Origin of the sequence: Hymenobacter ruricola, from assembly GCF_015694525.1 — a bacterium.
Lineage (GTDB): Bacteria > Bacteroidota > Bacteroidia > Cytophagales > Hymenobacteraceae > Hymenobacter > Hymenobacter ruricola.
In genome coordinates this window covers 117,817-140,026 of the sequence record NZ_JADQDM010000012.1, presented here as the reverse complement: position 1 = coordinate 140,026, position 22,210 = coordinate 117,817, and the positions used below count along the sequence as shown (strand labels likewise).

20 protein-coding genes are annotated in these 22,210 nt (G+C 63.2%); 11 read left to right on the top strand and 9 right to left on the bottom strand.

The genetic code is table 11. From position 1 onward, the window contains the following. Positions 1-145: 145 nt before the first annotated feature. Complete coding sequence (locus I2H31_RS19060) at positions 146-1,525, bottom strand: NAD(P)/FAD-dependent oxidoreductase (RefSeq protein ID WP_196294650.1); 1,380 nt, start codon at positions 1,523-1,525, stop codon at positions 146-148. 203 nt (positions 1,526-1,728) lie between these two features. Beyond that, positions 1,729-2,415 (bottom strand): carboxypeptidase-like regulatory domain-containing protein, encoded by a 687-nt coding sequence (locus tag I2H31_RS19055; RefSeq protein WP_196294649.1) that lies wholly within the window; start codon positions 2,413-2,415, stop codon positions 1,729-1,731. A 101-nt stretch (positions 2,416-2,516) separates the two neighbouring features. Between I2H31_RS19055 and I2H31_RS19050 the strand changes: the two genes are divergently transcribed. From I2H31_RS19050 to I2H31_RS19035, 4 genes are all read left to right on the top strand, one after another. Further along, positions 2,517-2,906 (top strand): ArsR/SmtB family transcription factor, encoded by a 390-nt coding sequence (locus I2H31_RS19050; RefSeq protein ID WP_196294648.1) that lies wholly within the window; start codon positions 2,517-2,519, stop codon positions 2,904-2,906. Positions 2,907-3,062: 156 nt separating this feature from the next. Continuing rightward, positions 3,063-3,383, top strand: coding sequence for a (2Fe-2S) ferredoxin domain-containing protein (locus I2H31_RS19045; RefSeq protein ID WP_196294647.1), 321 nt, complete (start codon positions 3,063-3,065; stop codon positions 3,381-3,383). Between the two features lie 115 nt (positions 3,384-3,498). Continuing rightward, on the top strand, positions 3,499-4,725 hold the full coding sequence (locus tag I2H31_RS19040) for a BamA/TamA family outer membrane protein (protein ID WP_196294646.1): 1,227 nt from the start codon (positions 3,499-3,501) through the stop codon (positions 4,723-4,725). Between the two features lie 321 nt (positions 4,726-5,046). After that, positions 5,047-6,348 carry a glycosyltransferase gene (locus tag I2H31_RS19035; RefSeq protein ID WP_196294645.1) on the top strand — a complete coding sequence of 434 codons (1,302 nt, stop codon included), beginning with the start codon at positions 5,047-5,049 and terminating at the stop codon, positions 6,346-6,348. Here the strand turns inward: I2H31_RS19035 and I2H31_RS19030 are convergent. From I2H31_RS19030 to I2H31_RS19020, 3 genes are read right to left on the bottom strand one after another with little or no spacing between them, the layout of a single operon-like run. Next, positions 6,286-6,882, bottom strand: a complete 597-nt coding sequence (locus I2H31_RS19030) for an SAM-dependent methyltransferase (protein ID WP_196294644.1) — start codon at positions 6,880-6,882, stop codon at positions 6,286-6,288. The genes I2H31_RS19035 and I2H31_RS19030 overlap by 63 nt on opposite strands. Continuing rightward, positions 6,879-7,634 carry a PIG-L deacetylase family protein gene (locus I2H31_RS19025; RefSeq protein ID WP_230687928.1) on the bottom strand — a complete coding sequence of 252 codons (756 nt, stop codon included), beginning with the start codon at positions 7,632-7,634 and terminating at the stop codon, positions 6,879-6,881. The genes I2H31_RS19030 and I2H31_RS19025 overlap by 4 nt, the downstream gene beginning before the upstream one ends. A 25-nt stretch (positions 7,635-7,659) precedes the next feature. Beyond that, the gene (locus tag I2H31_RS19020; protein ID WP_196294643.1) at positions 7,660-8,871 is read right to left on the bottom strand and encodes an acyl-CoA dehydrogenase family protein; all 1,212 of its coding nucleotides are present in this window, start codon (positions 8,869-8,871) and stop codon (positions 7,660-7,662) included. A 186-nt stretch (positions 8,872-9,057) separates the two neighbouring features. Here I2H31_RS19020 and purH point away from each other — a divergent pair, with 186 nt between their 5' ends. From purH to I2H31_RS18990, 6 genes are all read left to right on the top strand, one after another. Beyond that, positions 9,058-10,593, top strand: a complete 1,536-nt coding sequence (gene purH / locus I2H31_RS19015; protein WP_196294642.1) for a bifunctional phosphoribosylaminoimidazolecarboxamide formyltransferase/IMP cyclohydrolase — start codon at positions 9,058-9,060, stop codon at positions 10,591-10,593. A gap of 293 nt (positions 10,594-10,886) precedes the next feature. Beyond that, positions 10,887-11,912, top strand: a complete 1,026-nt coding sequence (locus I2H31_RS19010; protein WP_046244199.1) for a rod shape-determining protein — start codon at positions 10,887-10,889, stop codon at positions 11,910-11,912. Positions 11,913-12,103: 191 nt separating this feature from the next. After that, entirely contained in the window at positions 12,104-12,985 is an 882-nt protein-coding gene (gene mreC, locus I2H31_RS19005) for a rod shape-determining protein MreC (RefSeq protein ID WP_230687927.1), read from the top strand. Beyond that, positions 12,982-13,509, top strand: a complete 528-nt coding sequence (locus I2H31_RS19000; RefSeq protein ID WP_196294640.1) for a hypothetical protein — start codon at positions 12,982-12,984, stop codon at positions 13,507-13,509. The genes mreC and I2H31_RS19000 overlap by 4 nt, the downstream gene beginning before the upstream one ends. A 124-nt stretch (positions 13,510-13,633) precedes the next feature. Then, positions 13,634-15,487, top strand: coding sequence for a penicillin-binding protein 2 (mrdA, locus tag I2H31_RS18995; RefSeq protein ID WP_196294639.1), 1,854 nt, complete (start codon positions 13,634-13,636; stop codon positions 15,485-15,487). A 185-nt stretch (positions 15,488-15,672) separates the two neighbouring features. Further along, positions 15,673-16,389 carry a 3-ketoacyl-ACP reductase gene (locus tag I2H31_RS18990; RefSeq protein WP_196294638.1) on the top strand — a complete coding sequence of 239 codons (717 nt, stop codon included), beginning with the start codon at positions 15,673-15,675 and terminating at the stop codon, positions 16,387-16,389. A gap of 169 nt (positions 16,390-16,558) precedes the next feature. On the opposite strand, the gene I2H31_RS18985 is transcribed toward I2H31_RS18990, so the two are convergent. The 3 genes from I2H31_RS18985 to I2H31_RS18975 all read right to left on the bottom strand — a co-directional run bounded on the left by I2H31_RS18985 (position 16,559) and on the right by I2H31_RS18975 (position 18,141). Further along, positions 16,559-16,930 carry a type II toxin-antitoxin system VapC family toxin gene (locus I2H31_RS18985; protein ID WP_196294637.1) on the bottom strand — a complete coding sequence of 124 codons (372 nt, stop codon included), beginning with the start codon at positions 16,928-16,930 and terminating at the stop codon, positions 16,559-16,561. Then, positions 16,917-17,207, bottom strand: a complete 291-nt coding sequence (locus I2H31_RS18980; RefSeq protein WP_196294636.1) for a hypothetical protein — start codon at positions 17,205-17,207, stop codon at positions 16,917-16,919. The genes I2H31_RS18985 and I2H31_RS18980 overlap by 14 nt, the downstream gene beginning before the upstream one ends. A 265-nt stretch (positions 17,208-17,472) precedes the next feature. Next, a complete protein-coding gene (locus tag I2H31_RS18975; protein ID WP_196294635.1) occupies positions 17,473-18,141 on the bottom strand; it encodes a M15 family metallopeptidase in 669 nt (222 codons plus the stop codon). 290 nt (positions 18,142-18,431) lie between these two features. Here I2H31_RS18975 and katG point away from each other — a divergent pair, with 290 nt between their 5' ends. Beyond that, positions 18,432-20,633, top strand: coding sequence for a catalase/peroxidase HPI (katG, locus tag I2H31_RS18970; protein ID WP_394368972.1), 2,202 nt, complete (start codon positions 18,432-18,434; stop codon positions 20,631-20,633). A 173-nt stretch (positions 20,634-20,806) separates the two neighbouring features. On the opposite strand, the gene I2H31_RS18965 is transcribed toward katG, so the two are convergent. Continuing rightward, positions 20,807-22,204 carry an NADH-quinone oxidoreductase subunit N gene (locus I2H31_RS18965; RefSeq protein WP_196294653.1) on the bottom strand — a complete coding sequence of 466 codons (1,398 nt, stop codon included), beginning with the start codon at positions 22,202-22,204 and terminating at the stop codon, positions 20,807-20,809. Positions 22,205-22,210: the final 6 nt, after the last annotated feature.

Here is a 22,210-nt window from a genome sequence, read left to right as displayed (position 1 = left end):
CCAGAAACGGAGAAAAACCAAACCAAGGCACCCCCACGCGGGGGGCGGGCAAACCTTCTTCCCCGCGGCAAAAATTCAATTTCCTATCGGGAAAAAAACCCTCCCCCGGCCCTCTGCATGACGTTCTGTTTCACCAGCGCCAGCCTTACCCCGCCACCGGCGTCTGGATGGCCGGCGGCGTGGGGTTGTATTCGGCTGTAGCGGTGCGGTGCTCGGCGCTCTTCTTGCCTTTGTCGTCCTTCACGTCGCGGCGGCTGAAGGGCCGGATGATGAGGCGCAGGGCCTGGTCGGAGCTGAAGTAGCTGAAGGCCCAGTCCACAAACGCCACCACTTTGTTGCGGAAGCCCACCAGCGTCATCATGTGCACAAACAGCCAGGTGAACCAGCCGAAGAAGCCGTTGAAGTGCACGTTTTTTGGCAGGTCGACCACAGCCTTATTGCGGCTCACAATGGCCATCGAGCCTTTGTTGTTATACACGAAGTCTTTGGGGGCTTCGCCGCGCAACAGGCGCTGGAGGTTATCGGCCAAATGGTCGGCTTGCTGCTGGGCCACGGGCGCCAGCATGGGCAGGCCGCGGGGCATGTCCTCGGTCACCATGTTGGCCACGTCGCCGATGGCGAAGACGTTGCTGAGGCCCGGCACCTGGTTCCAGCGGTTCACGTTGATGCGCTTGTTGCGGGCCACCACTTCGGTGGGCAGGCCGGGTACCTCGGCGCCGTTCACGCCGGCGGCCCACACCAGATTCTCAGTCGGAATATATTCGGTGTCAGAATAGTACGCCCGGCAATTCTCGAAATTTTTGATGGACGTGTTCAGCATGATTTTCACGCCCAACTCGTCGAGGTAGCGCTTGGCGTCGGCCTGCGAGGCGGGCGACATCGGCCCGAGCAAGGCAGGCCCGGCCTCCACCAGAAAAATCTGCATGGCCTGCAAGTCCAGCTCCGGGTAGTCTTTGGGCAGCACGTGGCGGCGCATTTCGGCCAGCGAGCCGCTGATTTCCACGCCCGTAGGCCCGCCGCCCACCACCACGATGTTGAGCAGGGCCTGCTTTTCCTCGGGGTTTTCGGTGAGCAGAGCTTTCTCGAAATTCTGGAAGATGAAGCTGCGCAAATTCAAGGCATTCGGGATGCTCTTGATTTGCATAGCGTTGCGCTCAATGCTCTCCAGCCCGAAAAAGTTGGTGAGCGAGCCCGTGGCCAGCACCAGGTAATCGTAGCGGATGTCGCCCACGCTGGTTACCACGGTGTTGGTGGTGGGCTCCACGCGGTGCACGTCGGCCATGCGGTAATAGAAGTTCTTCTGACCCGCGAAAATCTTGCGAATGGGGTAGGCAATGCTGTCGGCCTCCAGGGCGCCGGTGGCTACCTGGTAGAGCAGCGGCTGGAAATTGTGGTAGTTGTTGCGGTCAATTACGACCACTTGCACGGGGGCGCGGCGCAGGGCTTTGGCCAGGCGCAGGCCGCCAAAGCCGCAGCCGATGATGACCACGCGCGGGGTACCCGAAACGGGAAGGTTCGTATCCATGGGACCACAGATTAAACGGATTTTAGTTGATTGAACGGATTTTTTGTGGTTCTTGGCCATCATTGGCCTTGCACTGCCAGCCGCGGCCAAAGGGGCACGCACCCGTTTCCGCTATAACAATCAAGCGCTTAAAACGGCCTACGGCAGGGGACCGGCAACCACAAAAAATCCGCTCAATCGGCTAAAATCCGCTTAATCTGCGGTCAGTCGTCGTTGTACTTCTTCTTAAACTCGCCGTTTTTCACTTGCTGCACCAGCTTCAGCCAGCTGAAGGGGTTGAGCAGCGGGTTGTTGGCGTAGGTGCTGGGCCCGAAGCCGGCGCGCACGTCCTGGTTGTACTGCTGGTTTTGCATGGTTTGCCGGAAGTTGGCCACCGCGCCCATGGGCTGGGTCCGGAAAATGCGGTCCATGAGCTCCTGGTTGAGGTTGTCGGCGGCGGCGCTGCCTTTCTCGGTGGGCAGGCGCAGGGCTAGGAAGGCCTTTTTGAAGTCACGCTCGGTGGTGTAGGGGAACACGCGCACTTCGGGCAGCACGGTGGCGTCTTCCGTGAGCGACACCACCAGGGAATAGCTCTGGCGCTGGTAGTCGCGCGGAATCACGATGGTGTAGTTGGCGTAGCCCAGCGAGCGGATGATGATGCTGTCGCCGGCCAGCACGGCCAGCGAGAAGTAGCCGTAGGCGTTGGACGAGGTGCCGCGGCCGGCTTTGGGCACGTAGATGGTGGCGCCGGGCACGCCCAGCAGGCTGTCGCCGGTGGCCACGATGCCGGTAAACTGAATCACCTTCTTTTTGCCCTGGGCGTGGGCCGCGGGCGCCGCCAGCAGCAGCCCGCCCACCAGCACGAGGGCGAAAAACAAGGAGAAGCGGCGAAAGCGCAAGAAATCAGGCATGTTCAAAAGTCAGGTAGGCAAATATACGGCGCCCGGGGCGGGGCCGATGGTAACTTTGGGCGGAAGAACCACGGGCGCCCGCCCCTTCACACAGACAGCAGATGCGCTTGAAACATTTCACGGTTGCTTTTGGGCAGCAACTTTTTAAATCGTTGGGCGATGAAAGCCGCGTGCGCATCCTGCATTTGCTGTGGCGCAACAAGGAAATGGTGGTGGCTGATTTGGAGCAAGTGCTCGATTTCACCCAAACCAAAACCAGCCGGCAATTATCGTACTTGAAGAATGCAGGTTTGGTGAACGTGCGCCGGCTCGACAACTGGATGTACTATTTCCTCAAGGAAGAGGCGGCCGAACTGCTCCAGGAGTTGCTCGGCTTCATGGAAAAGGACCCGCAGCTGGTGCGCGACCAGCAGATATACCAAACCCTGTGGTCGAACCGCGAACTGGCCGCGTATAAGCTGCAGAACCGGCACTGGCACGGGCCGCTGTAACAGTGGCCTTCAGCATTACGATTCGTTGAACGTCATGCAGCGCGCAGCGAAGCATCTTGCCCACAGTAAAAATCCTGCCGATTGAAGTGCGTTGTGCGGGCAAGATGCTTCGCTGCGCGCTGCATGACGTGTTGATTTCACTAATAACCTTTCCCTATGAGCGAGAACCGTCGCCTATTTGTATGCACCAACCAAAAGTCCGGAGTAGGGGAAGACGTGGCTAAGGCCTTGAAAAAGGAATTGAAGCACCAGGGCCTCAAGAAACTGGTGGTCGACGGCCACAAGCTACGCACCCAGGTGCAGACCTGCGACTGCCTCGACCTCTGCAAAGGCTGCAAAAAAGGCCCCGGCGCCGCCCTCATCGTGTACCCCGAAGGGACAGTGTATGGCAACGTGCGCCCGGCGGACGCCGCCGAGCTGGTGGCCGAACACCTCGGCCGTGGCAAAGTGGTGAAACGCTTGCGCCGGGAGGAATAAAGCGCGTGGCTGGGCACGGGCAGGCATTTAGCCGCCTTGTCGGCGGGCCGCGTTCCAACCGTGGAGCGTTCTAATCCGTTGATGGGGTAATTCATCTGTTATTTCCCGCCGCTCCATGCGCTTTTCTTTCGCAGCCCTGCTTCTGACCGGGCTGGCTTTCACTGCCGCCGCTCAGCCGGCCGCCCCGCCCGATTCCGTTTACACCGCGCCCAGCACGGGCCTCGCGCCGCTGGCCACCCGCGTGAAAGGCCCGCAGTCGTTCGGCCAGATTGGCAAAAACAAACGCCTGACGCTGCTGCCTATTCCGGTGCTGTTTTACCAGGCTGAAACCGGCCTGGGCTATGGTGCCGGCGGGCTGCTCAGCGGCCGTTTCTCTGAGGATACCCTCACGCGCCCCTCCAATGCCCGCGTGCAGTACTGGACCACCACCGAAGGCCAGTCGCTCATCCAGTTGGTGCATTCGGTGTACACGCCCGGCGAGAAGTTTTACCTCAACGGCGAAATCAGCGCCTACGACATCCTGCTGTATTACTACGGCAAAGGCCCCAAAAGCCTGAGCGCCGACGAGTCGGAAACCTCGTACAAGCTGTTCATCATCAACCAGCGCCTGCAGAAGCAGATTGCGCCCAAGCTGTTCTTTGGCGCGCAATACCGTCTCACCAACATCACCAAAGTCGAGTCGCCGGCCACGAATACCGATGAAAACCGCCCCAGCGTATTCTACACCGACCCGCGCCTGACGGAGCGCGAGCGGCAGTCCACCCGCATTTCCGGCCTTGGGCCGGTCATTTCTTATGACACCCGCGACGTGCCGCTGGCGGCCTTCAAAGGCGACTTGCTGGATTTCGGCGTCACGTTCAACGGCACCGGGCTGGGCTCCGACTACCGATTTGTACGCTACCAGCTCGACGCGCGCCACTTTCAGCCCATCGGCTCCAATCGCACCATTCTGGCGGCGCAGTTCCTCGGGCAGTTCCACACCGGCGACGTGCCGTTTCGGGAACTCGCCGGCCTGGGCGCCAATCTCGGCGGCACGCTCTACAACAACGCCAACCTGATGCGCGGCATCTACGAGCAGCGCTTCCGCGACCGGCAGATGATTATGTTCCAGGCCGAAATTCGTCAGAAACTGTTCTGGCGCATCGACGGCGCCATTTTCGGCGGCGTGGGCAACGTGAACAGCTACATCGACAAGTTTGCCATCGGCGACACGAAAGTGGCCGGCGGCGCGGGCATCCGCTTCAACTTCATCCGCCGCGACCGGGTGAACCTGCGCCTCGATTACGCCGGCGGCACTGGCAGCGCCCCGGGCATCCTCTTCGCCATCGGCGAAGCGTTTTAACCCGTCGCCCTACGGCTAACAAAAATTCCAGAAACCGAAAAGCGCCTCTGCTTGCAGAGGCGCTTTTCGGCTTTAAGGGGCTTGGCAAGAGCAGGTTTTTGTCGAGCAACAAGGCGCGGTGTCAGCCATAAGGAAGCACAGCACTACTTGCCCTCGAACCACACAAATATTTTTGTCTTTTTTCTGGCAGAAGAGCCAGCTTTAATGAGATTGGTTCTCAGAACAAAAATTGCTTTTCACGGTTCAGCATAAAGAATTTACAGCCGAAATCGGCATAAGCTGAGCACTCCATTGCCGGGCCGACTGACGTACCAGGGGTTAATGACCCACGCTACTCCTGCTCGTTTTCTGGCTTCGCACGAGGCCACCGCTGCTGCTCCCATTCCCTCGGCCGACTGGCTGGTTGCACCGCCCCGGCGGGGCCGTAGCGCCCGGCAACTGCACCAGCAGTTGCCACCGCCCTGCCCCGGGCTGTGCACCAGCGTCATTATCCCCGCCAAAAACGAAGCCACCAACCTGCCGGCCACGCTGGCTGCACTGGCCGCGCAGGTCGATTTCAGCGGCCAGCTTCTGCCCGCAGGCAGCTTTGAAGTCATCGTGCTGGCCAACAACTGCACCGACAAAACCGCGGCTGCGGTGCGCCGGCAAGCCCAGCGTTTTCCTCACCTGGCCTTGCACGTGGCCGAGCTCTGCCTGCCCGCTGCCAAGGCCCACGTGGGCCGCGCCCGCCGCCTGCTGATGGACGAGGCCTGTGCCCGGCTGGAGCAGGTGGGCCGCCGCCACGGCGTCATCGCCAGCACCGACGCCGACACCCGCGTGGCGCCCACCTGGCTGGCCGCCATCCAGGCCGAAATCGCGGCCGGGGCCGATGCCGTGGGCGGCCGCATTTTCACCGAAATGAGCGGGCCGGCGCTGCTGCCGCTCCGCCGCATCCAAGCCGCTGATGCGGCCTACCGCCTGCTTTGCGCCCGCCTCGAAGACTTGATTGACCCCGCGCCGGCCGACCCCTGGCCGCGCCACCACCAGCATTTTGGCGCCAGCCTGGCCCTCACGGCCCGGGCCTACCGCCAGGCGGGCGGCCTGCCCGAAGTTCGTTTTCTGGAAGACGAAGCCCTGTGTCAGGCGCTACGCCGCCACGACCTGAAGCTGCGTCACAGCCCCAATGTACACGTGCTCACCTCCGCCCGCCGCCAGGGCCGGGTGGAAGTGGGCCTGTCCTGGCAGTTGCGCGAGTGGCTGCACATGAGCCGCCAGCACCGCGAGCCCCGCGTCGACAACCCCGTGCAGCTGGCGCGGAGCTGGCAGTTGCGCCGGCAGCTGCACGCCTATTGGCACGGCCGGCTGGGCGCCGATGCCGACGCGCTGCTAACGCGGCTGGGTCTGCCCAAGACCTTGCTGATGAAGCAGGTGCGGCAGGCCGCTACGTTTGGGGTGCTCTGGGAATGGGTGGTGGCTCACAGCCCTGCGCTGGCCGTGGCGCCGGTGCCGCTGTCGGAGGCGTTGCGCATGCTGCCGCGGCTCATCCGGAGCGGGGCGGTGGCCCGGCCGGCCCGCGGGGGCTCAGCGTTTTTCCAGCAGGTCGAGCCGGTAGGTTTCGTGCCGCTGGCCGCCCAGGTGGCGTAAGGGACCTGATTCGGCGGTTTTGGCTAGAAAAAATTCATGCACATCGTCGCCCGTGAGGGGGTAGTCGTGCACGGGTGGCGTCCAGTGCACCAGCAGCAGCTGGCCGCCGGCTTGCAGCCCGGCAATGAGTAGCTCGGCCGCCCGCGCCAAATCGGCGGGCGACCAATAGTAGCCCACTTCCGATACCAGAATCAGGTCGAAAGGCTGAGTTGGGAATTCGTTGGGTACCTGCATCAGCTGGATGTCCACTTGCGGCAGGCCGGCGCAACGGGCGCGGGCCTGCGCCAGGGCTGCCTCGCTCACGTCCACGGCCAGCAGGTGGCCGCAGCGCGGCGCCAATTGCGCCGTGAGCACGCCCAAGGAGCAGCCGATTTCAAACGCTTCGGCGTAGTGCGGGCGCGGCAGCGCGGCTAGGGTAGCGGCGTATTTCGCCTGCTCGTAGGGGCTGGTTTCGAAATTCCACGGGTCGCGGTTGGCCTGGTACACGTGGTCGAAATACTCGGGCGGCAAGGTATTGGGCTGGTTCTGATTCATGGCGTGGCGGCTTCAAAAAAGACTTCATAGGGCGCCGCAAAGTGCGCCAGCATTTCATTGGCTAGCAGAAACCCGTCGGCATCGTCGGTGAAAACGCCCGGCGCAACCTGCGAGCGGTGCGCCGCAATGGCGCGCTGCTTCTGCCGCAAGCCGGCTTCCACGTTCAGCCGGAAACCTTGCACGCCATCGGCGGCCGTAGGCAGGTCATCCGGCGCGGCGCGCTCCCAGGCCCACACCAGGTATTCGAGGCGGCGGGGTGGCTGCGGCATTCCGGCCAGTGCGGCCTGCACCAGTAGGCTGGTGGCGCGGTGGTCGGGGTGAGGGTCGCGCCGCCAGGGCACCAGCACGGTAGCGGCGGCGTGTTTTTCCAGAAAGTCCCGCAATTGCGCGGCGGCTTCCGCAAAGCCCGGCTCATGGGCTGCGGCGGGCACGCGGCCGTCGGGCAGGCCCAGCAGCAGCGACTCGGTTTCATCTATGCCCAGCAGCGTCAGCGCGTGCCGAAATTCTGCTTCGCGCACCGCCCGCCGGGCAGCGGCCGAAAACAGCGCCGAGTTGGGGTGCGACATGGTGCCGTCGCTCACCAGCACCGCGAAGACGGGCACGCCCGCCTGCCGCAGCAGCGCCAGCAGCCCGCCGCAGCCCAGTGCCTCGTCGTCGGGGTGCGGGGCCACCACCACCGTTGGGCCCAGCGCGGCCACAAACCCGGCTGGCCGCACCGGGTACTTATCGAAAGGAAGAATAGCTTCGGACAACGGAAGACGGTGTTAATAGCAACTGCTAGTTGGTGAAGCTCTTGCCCTCCAGCACAAAGCGGCCCACGTCGGCCAGGGCACCATCCGGCGCGGGCTGGCGCAGGTAGTGGGTGAGGTCGCGGTGCAGGCGCTCAAAGGGTTGGGGTGCGAGCAGGCCGCGGGCGCCCACGCAGCGCTCGGCCAGCCGCAGCATGTCGAGGCAAATGGTTTCGATAGCCGTGCGCATCATGTTGGCGTAGGCCACGGTGGCTTCAGCGTCGGCCGCGGCCCGGGGACGGGCGGCGTGACCGGCCGCGCCGCGCACCCACTGGCGGCCGCTTTCCAGGGCAATGGCCATTTCGCCCAGGCGCTGGCGCTGGTAGGGGTCGTCGATGCGGCCCAGGCCTTGCAAGAAGGCGCAGGTTTCGTCAAAAACCGCCTCCGCCCCGCCTAGCTGCACCGCCGCAAACCGGATGGCCCCGCCGCTGAACGCCGGCTGCCGGTAATACGCATCGGGCGAGCCAATGAGGTCTTCGGGCCCAATTTCCAGCCCGGTCAAATCGGCCCGGAAACTGGCGGTGGCCCGCATGCCCAACGGCCGCCAGAAAGAGCGGTCCAGCGTCGGCGGCTGGCTGTCGGCGGGCAGCACAAACAGCTGCCAGCCCTGCCCGTCGGGCAGCGCCCCGGTGATGAGCGGCCGCGCCAGATGCCCCGCGCCCGAGGCAAAGGTTTTGGCTCCGTGCAGGCGGTAGCGGCCATTGGGCAGGGCTTCGAGGCGCACGCCATCGGCCGGAATTTCCGTGTTCCACACCCCAAACAGCCGCCCGGCGCGGGCATCGGCCGCGTAGCGCGCCACCTGCGCCGCCGAGCCCAGCTGCTGAATGAGCAGCAGCGCATTCACGTGGCCTTCGTACACCCGGCCCACCGCCAGATTGCCCCGCCCAATGTGCTGAAGCGTTTGCAGCAGCGGTAGCGTAGCCTCGGGGTGGCCAAGGCCGGCACCGCCCAGCGAAACCGGCAGCGCGGCCGTGAGCAGGCCCGCCGCCTGCAGCCAGGCAAATTCCTGGGTCGGAAAGGCCCCTACTTCATCCGTAGTTGCGGCCCGGGCGAACAGGCGCGGCGCGAGCGTGGACGCCGCGGCTTCGGCTTGGGCGGGAGTGGCGAGCGAGCGGGGCTCGGTCGGCGCTGCGGGGGAGGCGCTGCCGGTTGCGGCCCCGGCAGGCTCAACGGTAGCAGGGGACAGGAAATCGGCCAACATAGGGGAATGAGCAGGGAAAGGAAGGAACAAGCTATACCGTAAAAGTGCCTCTGTTGTTCTGTTTGGGGCGAAATCGATTCTTGCCTACGGTGGAGCTAACAATTCCCTAACCCCGGCGCTAGGAGGCCGCCGGATGAGCTCCGTACCTTCGCGGCGGCAATTGTGCCCAGCTTTTTCCTTCGTTTTATGTCGTCCCGTCCCGTTCGCGCCGCGCTGCTTTCCGTGTACCACAAAGACCGATTAGCCCCCTTGGTGCAGGTGCTGCGGCAGCACAACGTCACGCTGTATTCCACCGGCGGCACCCAGAAGTTTCTGGAAGAAGAAGGCGCCGCCGTAACCGCCGTGGAAGACCTCACCGGCTTCCCGGAAGTATTCGGTGGCCGCGTGAAGACGCTGCACCCTAAAGTATTCGGTGGCATCCTGCACCGCCGGCACGAGGCCGGCGACCTGGCCCAGGCCGAGCAGCACGGCATCCCGCCCATCGACCTGGTGGTGGTGGACCTGTATCCGTTTGAAGAAACTGTGGCCAGCGGCGCCGACGAGCAGGACGTCATCGAGAAAATTGACATCGGCGGCATTTCGCTGTTGCGCGCCGCCGCCAAAAACTTCCGCGACGTGCTGGTCGTCAGCAGCCGCGACCAGTACGAGGCCGTGGCCGAGCTCCTCACCGCCAAAAACGGCGCCACCGACCTCGAAGACCGCCGCCATTACGCCGCCGCCGCCTTTGCCACCACTTCGCACTACGACACCGAGATTTTCAAATACGTGAGCCAGGACACGGCCGTGGCCGGCGCGGCCCTGCGCCTGAGCGCCCAGCCCGCCACGCCGCTGCGCTACGGCGAGAACCCCCACCAGGCCGGCACGTTCTACGGCGACCTTTCGGCTTTATTTGAGCAGTTGCACGGCAAGCAGCTGAGCTACAACAACCTGGTGGACGTGGACGCCGCCGTGGCCCTCATGGCCGAATTTACCGACGGCGCGCCCGCCTGCGCCATCCTCAAGCACACCAATGCCTGCGGCGTGGCCCAGGCCGCCACCCTGCGCGAGGCCTACGTGAACGCCCTGAGTTGCGACCCGACCTCGGCTTTCGGCGGCGTTATCGTCGTGAATAAGGAAGTGGACGCCGCCACCGCGGCCGAGCTCAACCAGCTTTTCTTTGAAGTACTGATTGCGCCCGGCTATGCCGCCGAGGCCCTGCCGGTGCTGCAAAGCAAGAAAAACCGCATCCTGCTGCTACAAAAGCCGGTGGAATTTCCGAAGAAGCAGGTGAAGACCTTGCTCAACGGCATCATCCAGCAGGACGCTGACCGCCAGACCGAAACCGCCGCCGACTTCCGCACCGTCACCCAATCGGCGCCCACAGCCGAGGAAACCGATGCCCTCGTCTTTGCTGCCAAAATCTGCAAGCACACCAAGAGCAACACCATCGTGCTGGCCCGCGCCGGCCAGCTGCTGGCCTCGGGCGTGGGCCAGACCTCGCGCGTCGACGCTCTGCGCCAGGCCATTGAGAAGGCCGGCAGCTTCGGTTTCGACCTGCACGGCGCCGTGATGGCCTCCGATGCCTTCTTCCCCTTCCCCGACTGCGTGGAAATTGCCGGCGGCGCCGGCATCCGCGCCGTGGTGCAGCCCGGCGGCTCCATCAAGGACGCCGACAGCATCCGGGCCTGCGACGAGCTGGGCATGGCCATGGTGCTGACCGGCGTGCGCCACTTCAAGCATTAGCATCTGTCATCGCGAGGCCGCAGGCCGTGGCAATCCGTCCTCTGATTGCGACCAACGCCCTTTTACCGGAAAGCCCCGATACTGCGAAGTGTCGGGGCTCTCTGGTAAAAGGGCGTCTGGTTTTGACAGAACGGATTGCCACGGCCTGCGGCCTCGCAATGACAGATGCAAACGGTGCGGCCCTTTCCAAAATGCCATAACTCCGTTCATCAAGCCCGCCCAAACCTTCCGTACCTTTGCCCATTATTTCGCTTCGGCCCCGGCCCAAGCCCCGCCTTATTGCATATATCTCAATGGGTTTCTTTAATTTCCTGACCAGCGACATCGCCATCGACCTGGGCACGGCCAATACGCTCATCATTCACAACGACAAAATCGTGGTGGATGAGCCGAGCATCATCGCTAAAGACCGCACCACCAACAAAGTCATCGCCGTGGGCCGCCAGGCCCAGCAGATGCACGAGAAAACCCACGACAACATCCGCACCATCCGCCCGCTGAAGGACGGGGTAATCGCCGATTTCCACGCCGCCGAGGAAATGATTAAAGGCATGATTAAGATGATTGACACGCGCACGCGGCTGTTTCAGCCCTCGCACCGCATGGTCATCTGCATCCCGTCGGGCATCACGGAAGTGGAAAAACGCGCCGTGCGTGACTCTGCCGAGCACGCCGGCGCCAAGGAAGTGTGGATGATTCAGGAGCCCATGGCCGCCGCCATCGGCATCGGCATCGACGTGGAGCAGCCCGTGGGCTCGATGATTATCGACATTGGAGGGGGCACGACCGAAATTGCGGTTATCGCGCTGTCGGGCATCGTGTGCGACCAGTCGATTAAAACGGCCGGCGACGTCTTCAACCAGGACATCCTCGACTACATGCGCCGGCAGCACAACCTGCTCATCGGCGAGCGCTCGGCCGAGCGCATCAAGATTGAAGTTGGCGCCGCCCTCACCGAGCTCGACGTGCCGCCGCCCGACCACGAAGTGCGCGGCCGCGACCTGATGACCGGCATTCCGAAAGTTATCAAAGTCACGTTCTCGGAAATTGCCATTGCCCTCGACAAGTCGGTGGCGAAAATCGAAGAAGCCGTGTTGAAAGCCCTCGAAATATCGCCGCCGGAATTGTCGGCTGATATTTACGAAAACGGCATTCACCTCACCGGCGGCGGCGCGCTGCTGCGCGGCTTGGACAAGCGCCTGGCGGCTAAAACCAAGCTGCCCATTCACATTGCCGAAGACCCGCTGCGCGCCGTGGTGCGCGGCACAGGCAAGGCCATCAAGGACATTCAGGCCTTTAAAGGCGTGCTGCTGACTTAATTATAGGTCAAGGAAAAATAGAACGTCATGTCGAGCTTGTCAAGACATCTCGCGTGCCAGATTAATCAGTTACTGCCGCACGCGAGATGTCTCGACAAGCTCGACATGACGTTCTGAATAATTAATTACCACCCGTGCGGAATTTATTTCTTTTCCTATTTCGCTTTCGCGGGGCGCTGGTATTTGGCTTATTGGAAATAATCAGCCTGTATTTATTTGTTACCAATAATTCGTACCAGCGGGCCGCGTTTTTTAATTCGGCCAATGCGTACGCGGGCGTGGTGCTGGAACGCCGCACCCAGATAACCGACTATTTCCACTTAGCCGAATTGAACCAGCAGTTGGTGGCCGAAAACGCGGCCCTGCGCCAGCAACTCTACCCGCCCGACACCGCCCGGCGCGAGGCCGATTCGGTGGCCGTGCCGCCGGCCCGGACTGACTCCTTAAAAAGAGTGCGCTACCGGCGGCCGGCCTCCAAACCTGATACCTTGCTCATTGGCTTGCAGCGCCTGCCGGCCCGCGACCCGAGTTATCCCCTGATTCCGGCGCGGGTTATCAACAACCGGCTCGGCAGTGTGGACAACTTCTTCACCCTGAACGTGGGCTCGGCCAACGGCGTGCAGCGCGGCCTGGGCGTGGTGGCCGCGGGCGGCGTGGCCGGCCGCGTGCAGGCCGTGACGGAGCACTACGCCACCGTGGCCAGCCTGCTGCACTCCAAAACCACCATTGCCTCCAAAATCAAGCGTGACGGCACGTTTGGCACCATCAAGTGGCTGGGCGACGACCCCACGCACGCCCTGCTCGACAACGTGCTGCGCGAAACCAAGCTCGTGAAGGGCGACACGGTGGTGACGTCGGGCTACAACGCGGTGTTTCCGGAAGGCATTTTCATTGGCACCGTCGACTCGTTTGTGAAGGAGCCGGACAAGAACTTCTGGACGGTGCGGGTGCGGCTGGGCGTCAATTTCTCCAACCTGCAATACGTGTATGTGGTGACGAGCCGGCCCAAAGCCGAGCGCGACACCGTGGAAGCGCGCGCGGGCATGCTGCCGGAAGGAGGGAAGCGCCCATGAGCGGCCTGCGGTTTGTCTTTGTTCAGCTACTGCGCTTCGCCCTGTATGCGGGCCTGCACGTCATGCTCATCAGCCGGCTGGTGCTGTTTGATTTGGGCTGGTGCTTTTTCTACCTGGGGTTTTTGCTGTTTTTGCCCTTGCGCACGCCCATTGTGGTGCAGCTGCTGCTGTCGTTTGCGATGGGGCTGACGATGGACATTTTTTACGACACCGGCGGGCTGCACGCGGCGGCGGCGGTGCTGCTGGGCTTTCTGCGGCCGTGGGTGCTGCGCCTGCTCACCCCGCGCGACGGCTACGACTCGGCCGATGCCGTGAACGTGCACCAGATGGGCTGGCAGTGGTTTGGGGTGTACCTCACGCTGCTGGTGCTGCTGCACCACGCCACCTTTTTCGTGCTGGAGCTGGGCAGCTTCCGGCATTTCGGGCTGACGTTGGGCAAGATGCTGGTGAGTGCACTCTTTACTGGGCTCGCGCTGCTGATAGTGCAGTTGCTGTTTTTCCCGGTGCGGCGGGGGCGGCAGTAATTTTGTGACGTCTGTCATCCTGAGCGGAGCGAAGGACCTTATCACATTCGTTTTGATGTTGGGTGAGCTAATCAGTCAGTGGTGAAAAGGTCCTTCGCTCCGCTCAGGATGACAAGAATAAACTATGCAGTACTTAGAAGGCCGTAAATACGTCGTACAGGGCATCTTCTTAATCGTGGTGCTCATTTTCCTCACGCGCCTGTTTTTCATGCAGGTACTGGACGGCACCTACAAGCTGGCCGCCGACAAGAACACCCTGCAGCGCCTGGTGCAGGTGCCGTACCGCGGGCTGATATACGACCGCAAAGACCAGTTGCTGGTGCAAAACGCGCCCGTGTACGACCTCATGGTGGTGCCCCGCGAAGTGAAGCACTTGGATTCGGCGCGCTTCTGCCAGGTGCTGCAAATCCCGATTGAGGAGCTGCGCGCCAGCCTGCGGGCCGCCAAAAAGTATTCCCGCAACAAGCCCTCGCCCGTGGTGCAGAACCTGACCACGCCCGACCTGGCCGCCATTCAGGACAACCTGATGGATTTTCCGGGCTTCCGCATTCAGGCGCGCATGGCGCGGGCCTACCGCACGGCCAACCTGGCCCACGCCCTGGGCTACGTGGGCTCCATCACGCCGGCGCTGCTCGAAAAGCCAAAGTACGCCAAGTACCAGCCCGGCGAAAACATCGGCATTTCGGGCCTGGAATCGTACTACGAGCCCATTCTGATGGGCCGCCGCGGCGTGCAGTACAAGATGGTGAACGTGCGCGGCATCGAGAAGGGCAAATTCCGGGGCGGCGAGTTCGACACGCTTTCCGTGGCCGGGCAGGACCTGCACCTGAGCATTGACGCCGAACTGCAGGCCTACGGCGAGAAGCTGCTGGCCGGCCGCCGCGGCTCCATCGTGGCCATCGACCCGAAGACGGGCGAAATCCTGGCCTTCGTCTCGGCCCCGCACTACGACCCTAACCTGCTGACGGGCAAGGGCTCGGGCAACCGTTACATGGATTTGCTCAACAACCCCGACCGCCCGCTGTTCGACCGCCCGCTGATGGCTACCTACCCGCCGGGCTCGGTGTTTAAGCTGGTGAACGAGCTGGTGGCGCTGCAGTTGGGCGTGGTGCAGCCCGGCACGGGCTTCGAGTGCAACCAGCGGCTGGTGCACTGCACCCACCGCCACGAGTACCCGGCCAACGTGAGCATCGCCATCAAAAACAGCTGCAACCCCTACTTCTACCAGGTAATGCAGGCCGCCGTGCTGCGCGGACAGGCCAACAATAAGTACGACGACACCCGCATCGGCCTGGGCCAGTGGCAGAAGATGGTGAAAACCTTCGGCCTGGGCGAGAAGCTGGGCGTGGACATGCTCCAGGAAAAGCGCGGCCTGATTCCGTCGCCGGAGTTTTACGACAAGAAGTTCTTCGACAAAAAGCGCAACCGCCAAAACCGCTGGAGCTACCGCAACGTGTACTCGCTCAGCATCGGGCAGGGCGAAATCGGCATCACCGGCGTGCAGATGGCCAACGTGCTGGCCACCATTGCCAACCGCGGCTGGTACTACACGCCGCATTTCGTGCGCAGCGTGGGCAACGGCGGCCCGCTGCCGCAGTTCCGCCAAAAGCACTACACGGCCGTCGATACGGCCCTGTTCAAGTACATCATCCCCGGCATGGAAATGGTGGTGGACGGCAACGGCGGCACCGGCAACCTGGCTTCGCTCTCTGAATTCGGCATCACGATGGCCGGCAAAACCGGCACCGTGCAAAACCCCCACGGCTTCGACCACGCCACTTTCGCCGCCTTCGCCCCGGTGAATGACCCCAAAATCGCCATCGCCGTGTTCATCGAAAATTCCGGTTTCGGGGGCACCAGCGCCGCCCCCGCCGCCGGCCTGATGATTGAGAAATACCTGCGCGGCAAGGTGGCGCCCTACCGCAAGAAGTGGGAAGACTGGATTATGTACGGCGACTTCACCAAGCACCTGCACTAGCGTTGGGCAAGGCAGGAAGGCAGGCGACAGAAAGAAAATCGGCTGTCATCCTGAGCGCAGCGAAGGACCTTCTCACGTCTGAACGTCTGGACGTGAGAAGGTCCTTCGCTGCGCTCAGGATGACAGAAGGGCCCAACCTTTCACGCCCAAAACCGGTTTTACGGCCTCACAACCTCGAACCCCTCATGGAATCCCTACAAGGAAAAATCGCCCTCGTCACCGGCGCCGGCAAAGGCATTGGCCGCGCCGTGGCCCTCGCCCTCGCCGCCGAAGGCGTGCAGGTGGGCCTGCTGGCCCGCACCGACAGCGACCTGCAAGAACTCGCCGCCGAAATCGTGGCCAGCGGCGGCACCTGCGCCACTGCCGTGGCCGATGTGGCCGACCGCACCGCCGTGAACGTGGCCGTGGCCAAAATCCACCAGGAGCTGGGCCCGATTGACATCCTCATCAACAACGCCGGCATCGGCAGCTTCGCCAAGTTTCTGGAGATGGAGCCCGAGCAGTGGGAGCACATCATCCAGGTCAACGTGTTCGGCACCTACTACGTGACCCGCGCCGTGCTGCCGGACATGATTTCGCGCCAGACCGGCGACATCATCAACATTTCCTCTACCTCGGGCCTGCGGGCCGCGGCCGGCAGCAGCGCCTACAGCGCCTCCAAATTCGCCGTCATGGGCCTCACCGAAGCCCTGATGCAGGAAGTGCGCAAGCACAACATCCGCGTGTCGGCCCTCACGCCCAGCACCGTGGCCACGCCCCTGGCCATCGGCAACAACCTCACCGACGGCAACCCCGACAAGGTGATGCAGCCCGAAGACCTGGCCGAGTTCATCGTGTCACAATTGAAACTGAACCGCCGCATCTTCATCAAGGAAGCCGGCATGTGGTCGACCAACCCGTAGCGACGTAGCGCGAACTTTGTAGTTCGCGTGCCCCGCGCCGTTCCAACGATTGCCGTTCTGCTACGCGAACTACAAAGTTCGCGCTATTGTGCAGCCGCTCCCTCAGTTGCCACAGCGCCCCCGTAACCTGCGTTGCGGGGGCGCTGTGGCATTGACAGCGGCAACTGCATCAGGCCGGGTCCAGCAGCACTACGTCCAAGTCGGCGATGCGGACAAATCCTTTATCGGCCGTGAGCAGCGGAACTCCCAGCCATTGTGCGGTGGCCGCTACAATGGCATCGGGCAGCTTCAGCCGGTACTGTCGGCGCAAGCCAATAACAGCGGCCTTGACGGGGGCCGTTAAGTCGATAATTTCGCACGTTTCCAAATACAATTCAGCGGCGGCCACTTCCGCCGTCGGCATCCCGGGCTTGCTTAGTAGCTCCAACTCCGTTACGACCGAAACGGCCAGTGCCGCGGCGAGGTACGGGCGCACGCACCGATGCCCACCCAAATGGTAGACGGCAAAATTGGTGTCGGCGCAAAAATCAACGCCACTCATTCCGGCTCTCGCGCTGAAAATCCTGTCCGTCAGGCACCGTTTTCCAGGCCCCGAACGACGCCTCGCGCTTGCGCTGCCGCTCCGCGGCTTTGGCGGCGTTTAGCTTCTCCAATGCCGCCCGCACATCTTCGGGCGTTGCATCCGGCTTCATTTCGATAACCATAACGGGCAATTGATTGAACGGTGAATATAGCGCACAACAGCCTGCGGGCGTGGCCGGGTTCATCGTGTCACAGTTGTAACTGAACCGCCGCATTTTCATCAAGGAAGCCGGCATGTGGTCGACCAACCCCTAGTGCCAGGCTAATTGAACCACCGCTGACCACCGCTGGCGCGCGTCTGGAGACGCGTGCCGACTGGCCCGGCGTCTCCAGACGCCCCGGCCGCGCCGCTCGGGCCTCGTTCAAGGCCCGAGTCAGAGACTCGAACCCAGTGGGCAGCGCGTCAGAGACGCGCGCCAGCACCGGGCTGGGCGTTGCGCCACGGTTTCGAGCCAGTGCGCCACGGCTTCAAGGCAGTGCGCCACCGGGTTCTACTCCTGCCTACAGCTTCTCAAACGGAATGTTCTGAATCGGATACGCCTTCCAGTCCTGGTAATCGAAATGCCACCACTCGGCTGGCAGCACCGCGAAGCCGTGGGCTTCCATGTGGCGGCGCAGCAGGTCGCGGGCGGCGCGCTGCCCGGGCGTGCCGCCGGCGTAGGCTGCGTAGGAGCGGGGACTCATCTCGTCGTATTCGCCCGGCATGGCCACTTCTTTGTTGGCGGCAATGTCCCACAAGCTCAAATCCACGGCGCAGCCGCGGTTGTGGCGCGAGCCCTTCTTCGGGTCGGCCACGAACTCCTTTTTTTCCGGCGGCGTGAGGTCCCAAAACAGCTTGGTGACGCTCCACGGCCGGTAGCCGTCGAACACCAGCAGGCAGTAGCCCAGCGGCGCCAGCTCCCGGTTCACCCGCACCAGCGCCTCGGCGGCCGGCCGCTGCAAAAAGGCGCGGGCTTCGGTATAAACGGCCCGGCCGGCAAAATTTCGGCTCGTCGCGTAGCGAATGTCCAGCCGGATGGTCGGGTCGAGGCGCTGCAACTCGACCAGCTCCGGCGCCCGGAATTCGCCTGGCTCCCGCAGCGGCCGGGCCGCACAGCTGCTGACGAGCAGCACGGTGCAAAAGGCCCACAGTTGGGGCAGCGAATACGGTTTTGGGAAGCAGCGGGGCATGGTTGGGCAAAGGGAAGGCGGTTTGGGTACGCCAAAGAAAGCACCGGACCCACGGCCGGGCCGCCGGCAGTGGGGCAACTCCCGAACCGCGCCCCGACGCTGCCAGGCACCGCCGACGGAGCGCCAAAAGGCCTTTACCGCCTTAGCCCAACCGTTTGCCGAAATACCCGACTGCCTTTCAAATAAAAACGCAAACTTTCGGGCGCGTCAGGCCTTGTAGTGAGACGCGTTAAAATCAATCCAACATGAACCCCCACAACCTCCCCCCGGAAAATTCCATCCTCTACGAAATGAACGAGCCTGCGGCGCAGTGCCCTTTCAGCCGCGGCGCCGTGAAGCAGAGCGCCGGCGGGGGCCGCACCAACCGCGAGTGGTGGCCAAACATGCTCAAGCTAAGCATCCTGCGCCAGCACGACGCCAAGTCCAACCCCCTGGAGCCCGGCTTCAACTACGCCGAGGCGTTTAAGAAACTCGACCTGAACGCCGTGAAGCAGGACCTGTTTGCCCTCATGACGGACTCGCAGGACTGGTGGCCGGCCGACTACGGCCACTACGGCCCGTTCTTCATTCGCATGGCCTGGCACAGCGCCGGCACCTACCGCATCGGCGACGGCCGCGGCGGCGCCGGCTCGGGCGCCCAGCGCTTCGCCCCCCTCAACAGCTGGCCCGACAACGCCAACCTCGACAAGGCCCGCCTGCTCCTCTGGCCCATCAAGCAGAAGTACGGCCAGCAAATCTCCTGGGCCGACCTCATGGTGCTGGCCGGCAACTGCGCCTTGGAGTCGATGAGCTTCAAAACCTTCGGCTTCGCCGGCGGCCGCGAAGACGTGTGGGAGCCCGAGCAGGACATCTACTGGGGCCCCGAAACCGAGTGGCTCGGCGACAAGCGCTACTCCGGCGACCGCGACCTTGACAATCCCCTCGCCGCCGTGCAGATGGGCCTCATCTACGTGAACCCCGAAGGCCCCAACGGCGAGCCCGACCCCATCCGCTCGGCCCGCGACATCCGCGAAACCTTCGGCCGCATGGCCATGAACGACGAAGAAACCGTGGCCCTCATCGCCGGCGGCCACACCTTCGGCAAAACCCACGGCGCCGCCGACCCCGGCCAGCACGTGGGCAAAGAGCCCGCCGGCGCCACGCTGGAAGAAATGGGCACCGGCTGGCGCAACAGCTTTGGCAAAGGCCATTCCGAGCACACCATCACCAGCGGCCTTGAAGGCGCCTGGACCAGCACCCCCGCCGAGTGGAGCAACGGCTACTTCAACAACCTCTTCGGCTTCGAGTGGGAGCTGACCACCAGCCCCGGCGGCGCCAAGCAGTGGCGCCCCGTGAACGGTGGCGGTGCCGGCACCATCCCCGACGCCCACGACCCCGCCAAGAAGCACGCGCCCTTCATGCTCACCACCGACATCGCCCTGCGCGCCGACCCGGTGTACGAAGCCATCTCGCGCCGCTTCCACCAACACCCCGACGAGTTTGCCGACGCCTTCGCCCGCGCCTGGTTCAAGCTCACGCACCGCGACATGGGCCCCAAAGAGCGCTACCTCGGCCCCGAAGTGCCCGCCGAAGAGCTGCTCTGGCAAGACCCCATCCCGGCCGTGACGCACGCCGTGGTTGATGACCAGGACGTGGCCGCGCTGAAAGGTAAGATTGCCGACGCCGGCCTCACGGTGCAGCAATTGGTATCCACCGCCTGGGCCGCGGCCTCGACGTACCGCGGCTCCGACAAGCGCGGCGGCACCAACGGCGGCCGCCTGCGCCTGGCCCCGCAGCGCCATTGGGAAGTGAATAACCCCGCGCAGCTGTCGACGGTGCTGAATAAGCTCGGCGGCATTCAGCAGGAGTTCAACGCCGCCCAGGCCGGCGGCAAGCAGGTTTCGATGGCCGACCTCATCGTGCTGGCCGGCGTGGTGGGCATCGAGCAGGCCGCTCAGAACGCGGGCCACTCAATCACGGTCCCCTTCACGCCCGGCCGCGCCGATGCCTCGCAGGAGCAAACCGACGTGGTGTCCTTCGCCGCAATGGAACCGGCCGCCGACGGTTTCCGCAACTACCTGAAGCCCCACCACAAGGCCGCCGCCGAGGAACTGCTGGTTGATAAAGCCCAACTCCTGACCCTGACCGCGCCGGAGCTAACGGTACTGTTTGGCGGCCTGCGGGCCATCAATATCAACTTCGACCAGTCGCAGCACGGCGTATTCACCGCCCGCCCCGGCGCCCTCACCAACGACTACTTCGTGAACCTGCTCGACCTGAACACGACCTGGAGCAGCGCCACCGACGCCCAAAACACCTTCCACGGCCGCGACCGCAAAACCGGCGCCGTGAAGTGGACCGGCACCCGCGTCGACCTGATTTTCGGCTCCAACTCCGAGCTGCGCGCCCTGGCCGAAGTCTACGCCTGCGCCGATGCTCAGGAGAAGTTCATAAACAAGTTCGTGGCCGTGTGGACCAAGGTGATGAACCTCGGCCGCTTCGACCTAGCATAGCATTGCCGCAACCTTAGCGGCTGAGTAATCAGCATACGTTGAATAGAAAAGGGTGGCCTCTTGCAAAAGAAGCCACCCTTTTTAGTGCCTGCGAAGTGCGCCGTCGGGCCGGGCAGATGGGACCATGAACGAAAAAAGCCTCCGAAGCGGCTTTCTACGAGTAATTGCGTCGTCTACAGAATCCCGCTCAGAAAGCCCGGCGCAATGCCCAGCACGATAGTTAGCAGCGCGAGGAAAGCCAGCGTGACCTTCTGAATGCCATCCACCGGCACGGGCGTGGCATCGGGCTCGGCCGGGCGCAGGTACATGGCGATGAGGGGGCGCAAGTAGTAGTACAGGCCTACCATGCTCATGATGACGGCAAAGACCACCAAGCCGATGAACTCCCGGCCCGCCGCTGCCAGCAAAAAGAATTTGCCGAAGAAGCCGCCCGTGAGCGGAATGCCGGCCAGCGACAGCATGGCCACTGTCATCACAAAAGCCAGCAGCGGGTTGGTGCGGCCCAGGCCATTCAGGCCGGCGTAATCGTCGCGCTGGCGGTGGTCCACCACCAGTTTCACCACCCCAAAAGCGGCGATGGTGGCGATGGAATAAGCCAGGGAATAGAAGAAAATGCCATTGGCTGCATCGCCCGTCAGGTTGCCCTTGCTGGCCACGAGGCCGATGAGCAGGTAACCGGCGTGACTCACGCTGGAATAGGCCAGCATGCGCTTGGTGCTGGTCTGGGCGGCTGCTCCTACGTTGCCGAGCAGCAGCGTAAGGGCGCACATGGCTTGGATGGTGGGCATCCAGAAGCCCTGGGCGGCCGGCAGGGCCACGGCCAGCAGCTTGAGAAAGGCGCCGAAGCCGGCCGTCTTCACCACGGTGCTCATGAATGCGGTGAAGAAAGTGGGCGTGCCCTCGTACACATCGGGCGTCCAGAAGTGGAACGGCGCGGCCGACACCTTGAAGCCGATGCCGATAATCATCATCAGAATACCGATGTAGAGCATGGGCTGCAGGCTGGCGTTGGCCGGCGTGGCAATGGCGGTGGCGAGCTGCGAGAGAGCGAAGGTGCCGGTAGCGCCGTAGAGCAGCGCGATGCCGAAGAGCAAAATGCCGGTGGCAAAGGCGCCCATCAGGAAGTACTTCAGGGCGGCTTCGTTGCTGCGCGAGTCGCGCTTGCGCGAGCCAGCCAGCACGTACATGCACACGCTCAGGATTTCGATGCCCACGAACAGCATCAGCAGGTGGTCGTAGCCCACCATCATAATGGCGCCCACCAGCGAGAACAGCAGCAGGGCGTAGTATTCGGCCAGATTTTGCTCGCCGGCCACCACGTAGCTGCGCGAGAAGGGCAGCAGCACGATAGTGGTGAGAAGGACAATGCCGGTGAACGCCACCGTGTAGTTGTCCACCACCAGCATGTTGTTGAAGTAGGGGGCGTGCTCGGCGTTCCAGTCGGCGTAGTTGGCCCCGAACACGGCCAGCAGCAGCAGCATGGCGCCGGGCAGCAGCACCTTGTTCGAGCGCAGGAAGCCCAGGAACAGGTTGAGGATGCCGAAGACGGAGAGGAGAATGATGGAGGTCATGTGGGC

Bases quoted from the DNA above. Each gene is read 5' to 3' on its own strand.
- I2H31_RS19060 (WP_196294650.1), bottom strand. From the start codon at position 1,525: ATGGATACGAACCTTCCCGTTTCGGGTACCCCGCGCGTGGTCATCATC.
- I2H31_RS19055 (WP_196294649.1), bottom strand. From the start codon at position 2,415: ATGCCTGATTTCTTGCGCTTTCGCCGCTTCTCCTTGTTTTTCGCCCTC.
- I2H31_RS19050 (WP_196294648.1), top strand. From the start codon at position 2,517: ATGCGCTTGAAACATTTCACGGTTGCTTTTGGGCAGCAACTTTTTAAA.
- I2H31_RS19045 (WP_196294647.1), top strand. From the start codon at position 3,063: ATGAGCGAGAACCGTCGCCTATTTGTATGCACCAACCAAAAGTCCGGA.
- I2H31_RS19040 (WP_196294646.1), top strand. From the start codon at position 3,499: ATGCGCTTTTCTTTCGCAGCCCTGCTTCTGACCGGGCTGGCTTTCACT.
- I2H31_RS19035 (WP_196294645.1), top strand. From the start codon at position 5,047: ATGACCCACGCTACTCCTGCTCGTTTTCTGGCTTCGCACGAGGCCACC.
- I2H31_RS19030 (WP_196294644.1), bottom strand. From the start codon at position 6,882: ATGAATCAGAACCAGCCCAATACCTTGCCGCCCGAGTATTTCGACCAC.
- I2H31_RS19020 (WP_196294643.1), bottom strand. From the start codon at position 8,871: ATGTTGGCCGATTTCCTGTCCCCTGCTACCGTTGAGCCTGCCGGGGCC.
- purH (WP_196294642.1), top strand. From the start codon at position 9,058: ATGTCGTCCCGTCCCGTTCGCGCCGCGCTGCTTTCCGTGTACCACAAA.
- I2H31_RS19010 (WP_046244199.1), top strand. From the start codon at position 10,887: ATGGGTTTCTTTAATTTCCTGACCAGCGACATCGCCATCGACCTGGGC.
- I2H31_RS19000 (WP_196294640.1), top strand. From the start codon at position 12,982: ATGAGCGGCCTGCGGTTTGTCTTTGTTCAGCTACTGCGCTTCGCCCTG.
- mrdA (WP_196294639.1), top strand. From the start codon at position 13,634: ATGCAGTACTTAGAAGGCCGTAAATACGTCGTACAGGGCATCTTCTTA.
- I2H31_RS18990 (WP_196294638.1), top strand. From the start codon at position 15,673: ATGGAATCCCTACAAGGAAAAATCGCCCTCGTCACCGGCGCCGGCAAA.
- I2H31_RS18985 (WP_196294637.1), bottom strand. From the start codon at position 16,930: ATGAGTGGCGTTGATTTTTGCGCCGACACCAATTTTGCCGTCTACCAT.
- I2H31_RS18980 (WP_196294636.1), bottom strand. From the start codon at position 17,207: ATGCCGGCTTCCTTGATGAAAATGCGGCGGTTCAGTTACAACTGTGAC.
- I2H31_RS18975 (WP_196294635.1), bottom strand. From the start codon at position 18,141: ATGCCCCGCTGCTTCCCAAAACCGTATTCGCTGCCCCAACTGTGGGCC.
- katG (WP_394368972.1), top strand. From the start codon at position 18,432: ATGAACGAGCCTGCGGCGCAGTGCCCTTTCAGCCGCGGCGCCGTGAAG.
- I2H31_RS18965 (WP_196294653.1), bottom strand. From the start codon at position 22,204: ATGACCTCCATCATTCTCCTCTCCGTCTTCGGCATCCTCAACCTGTTC.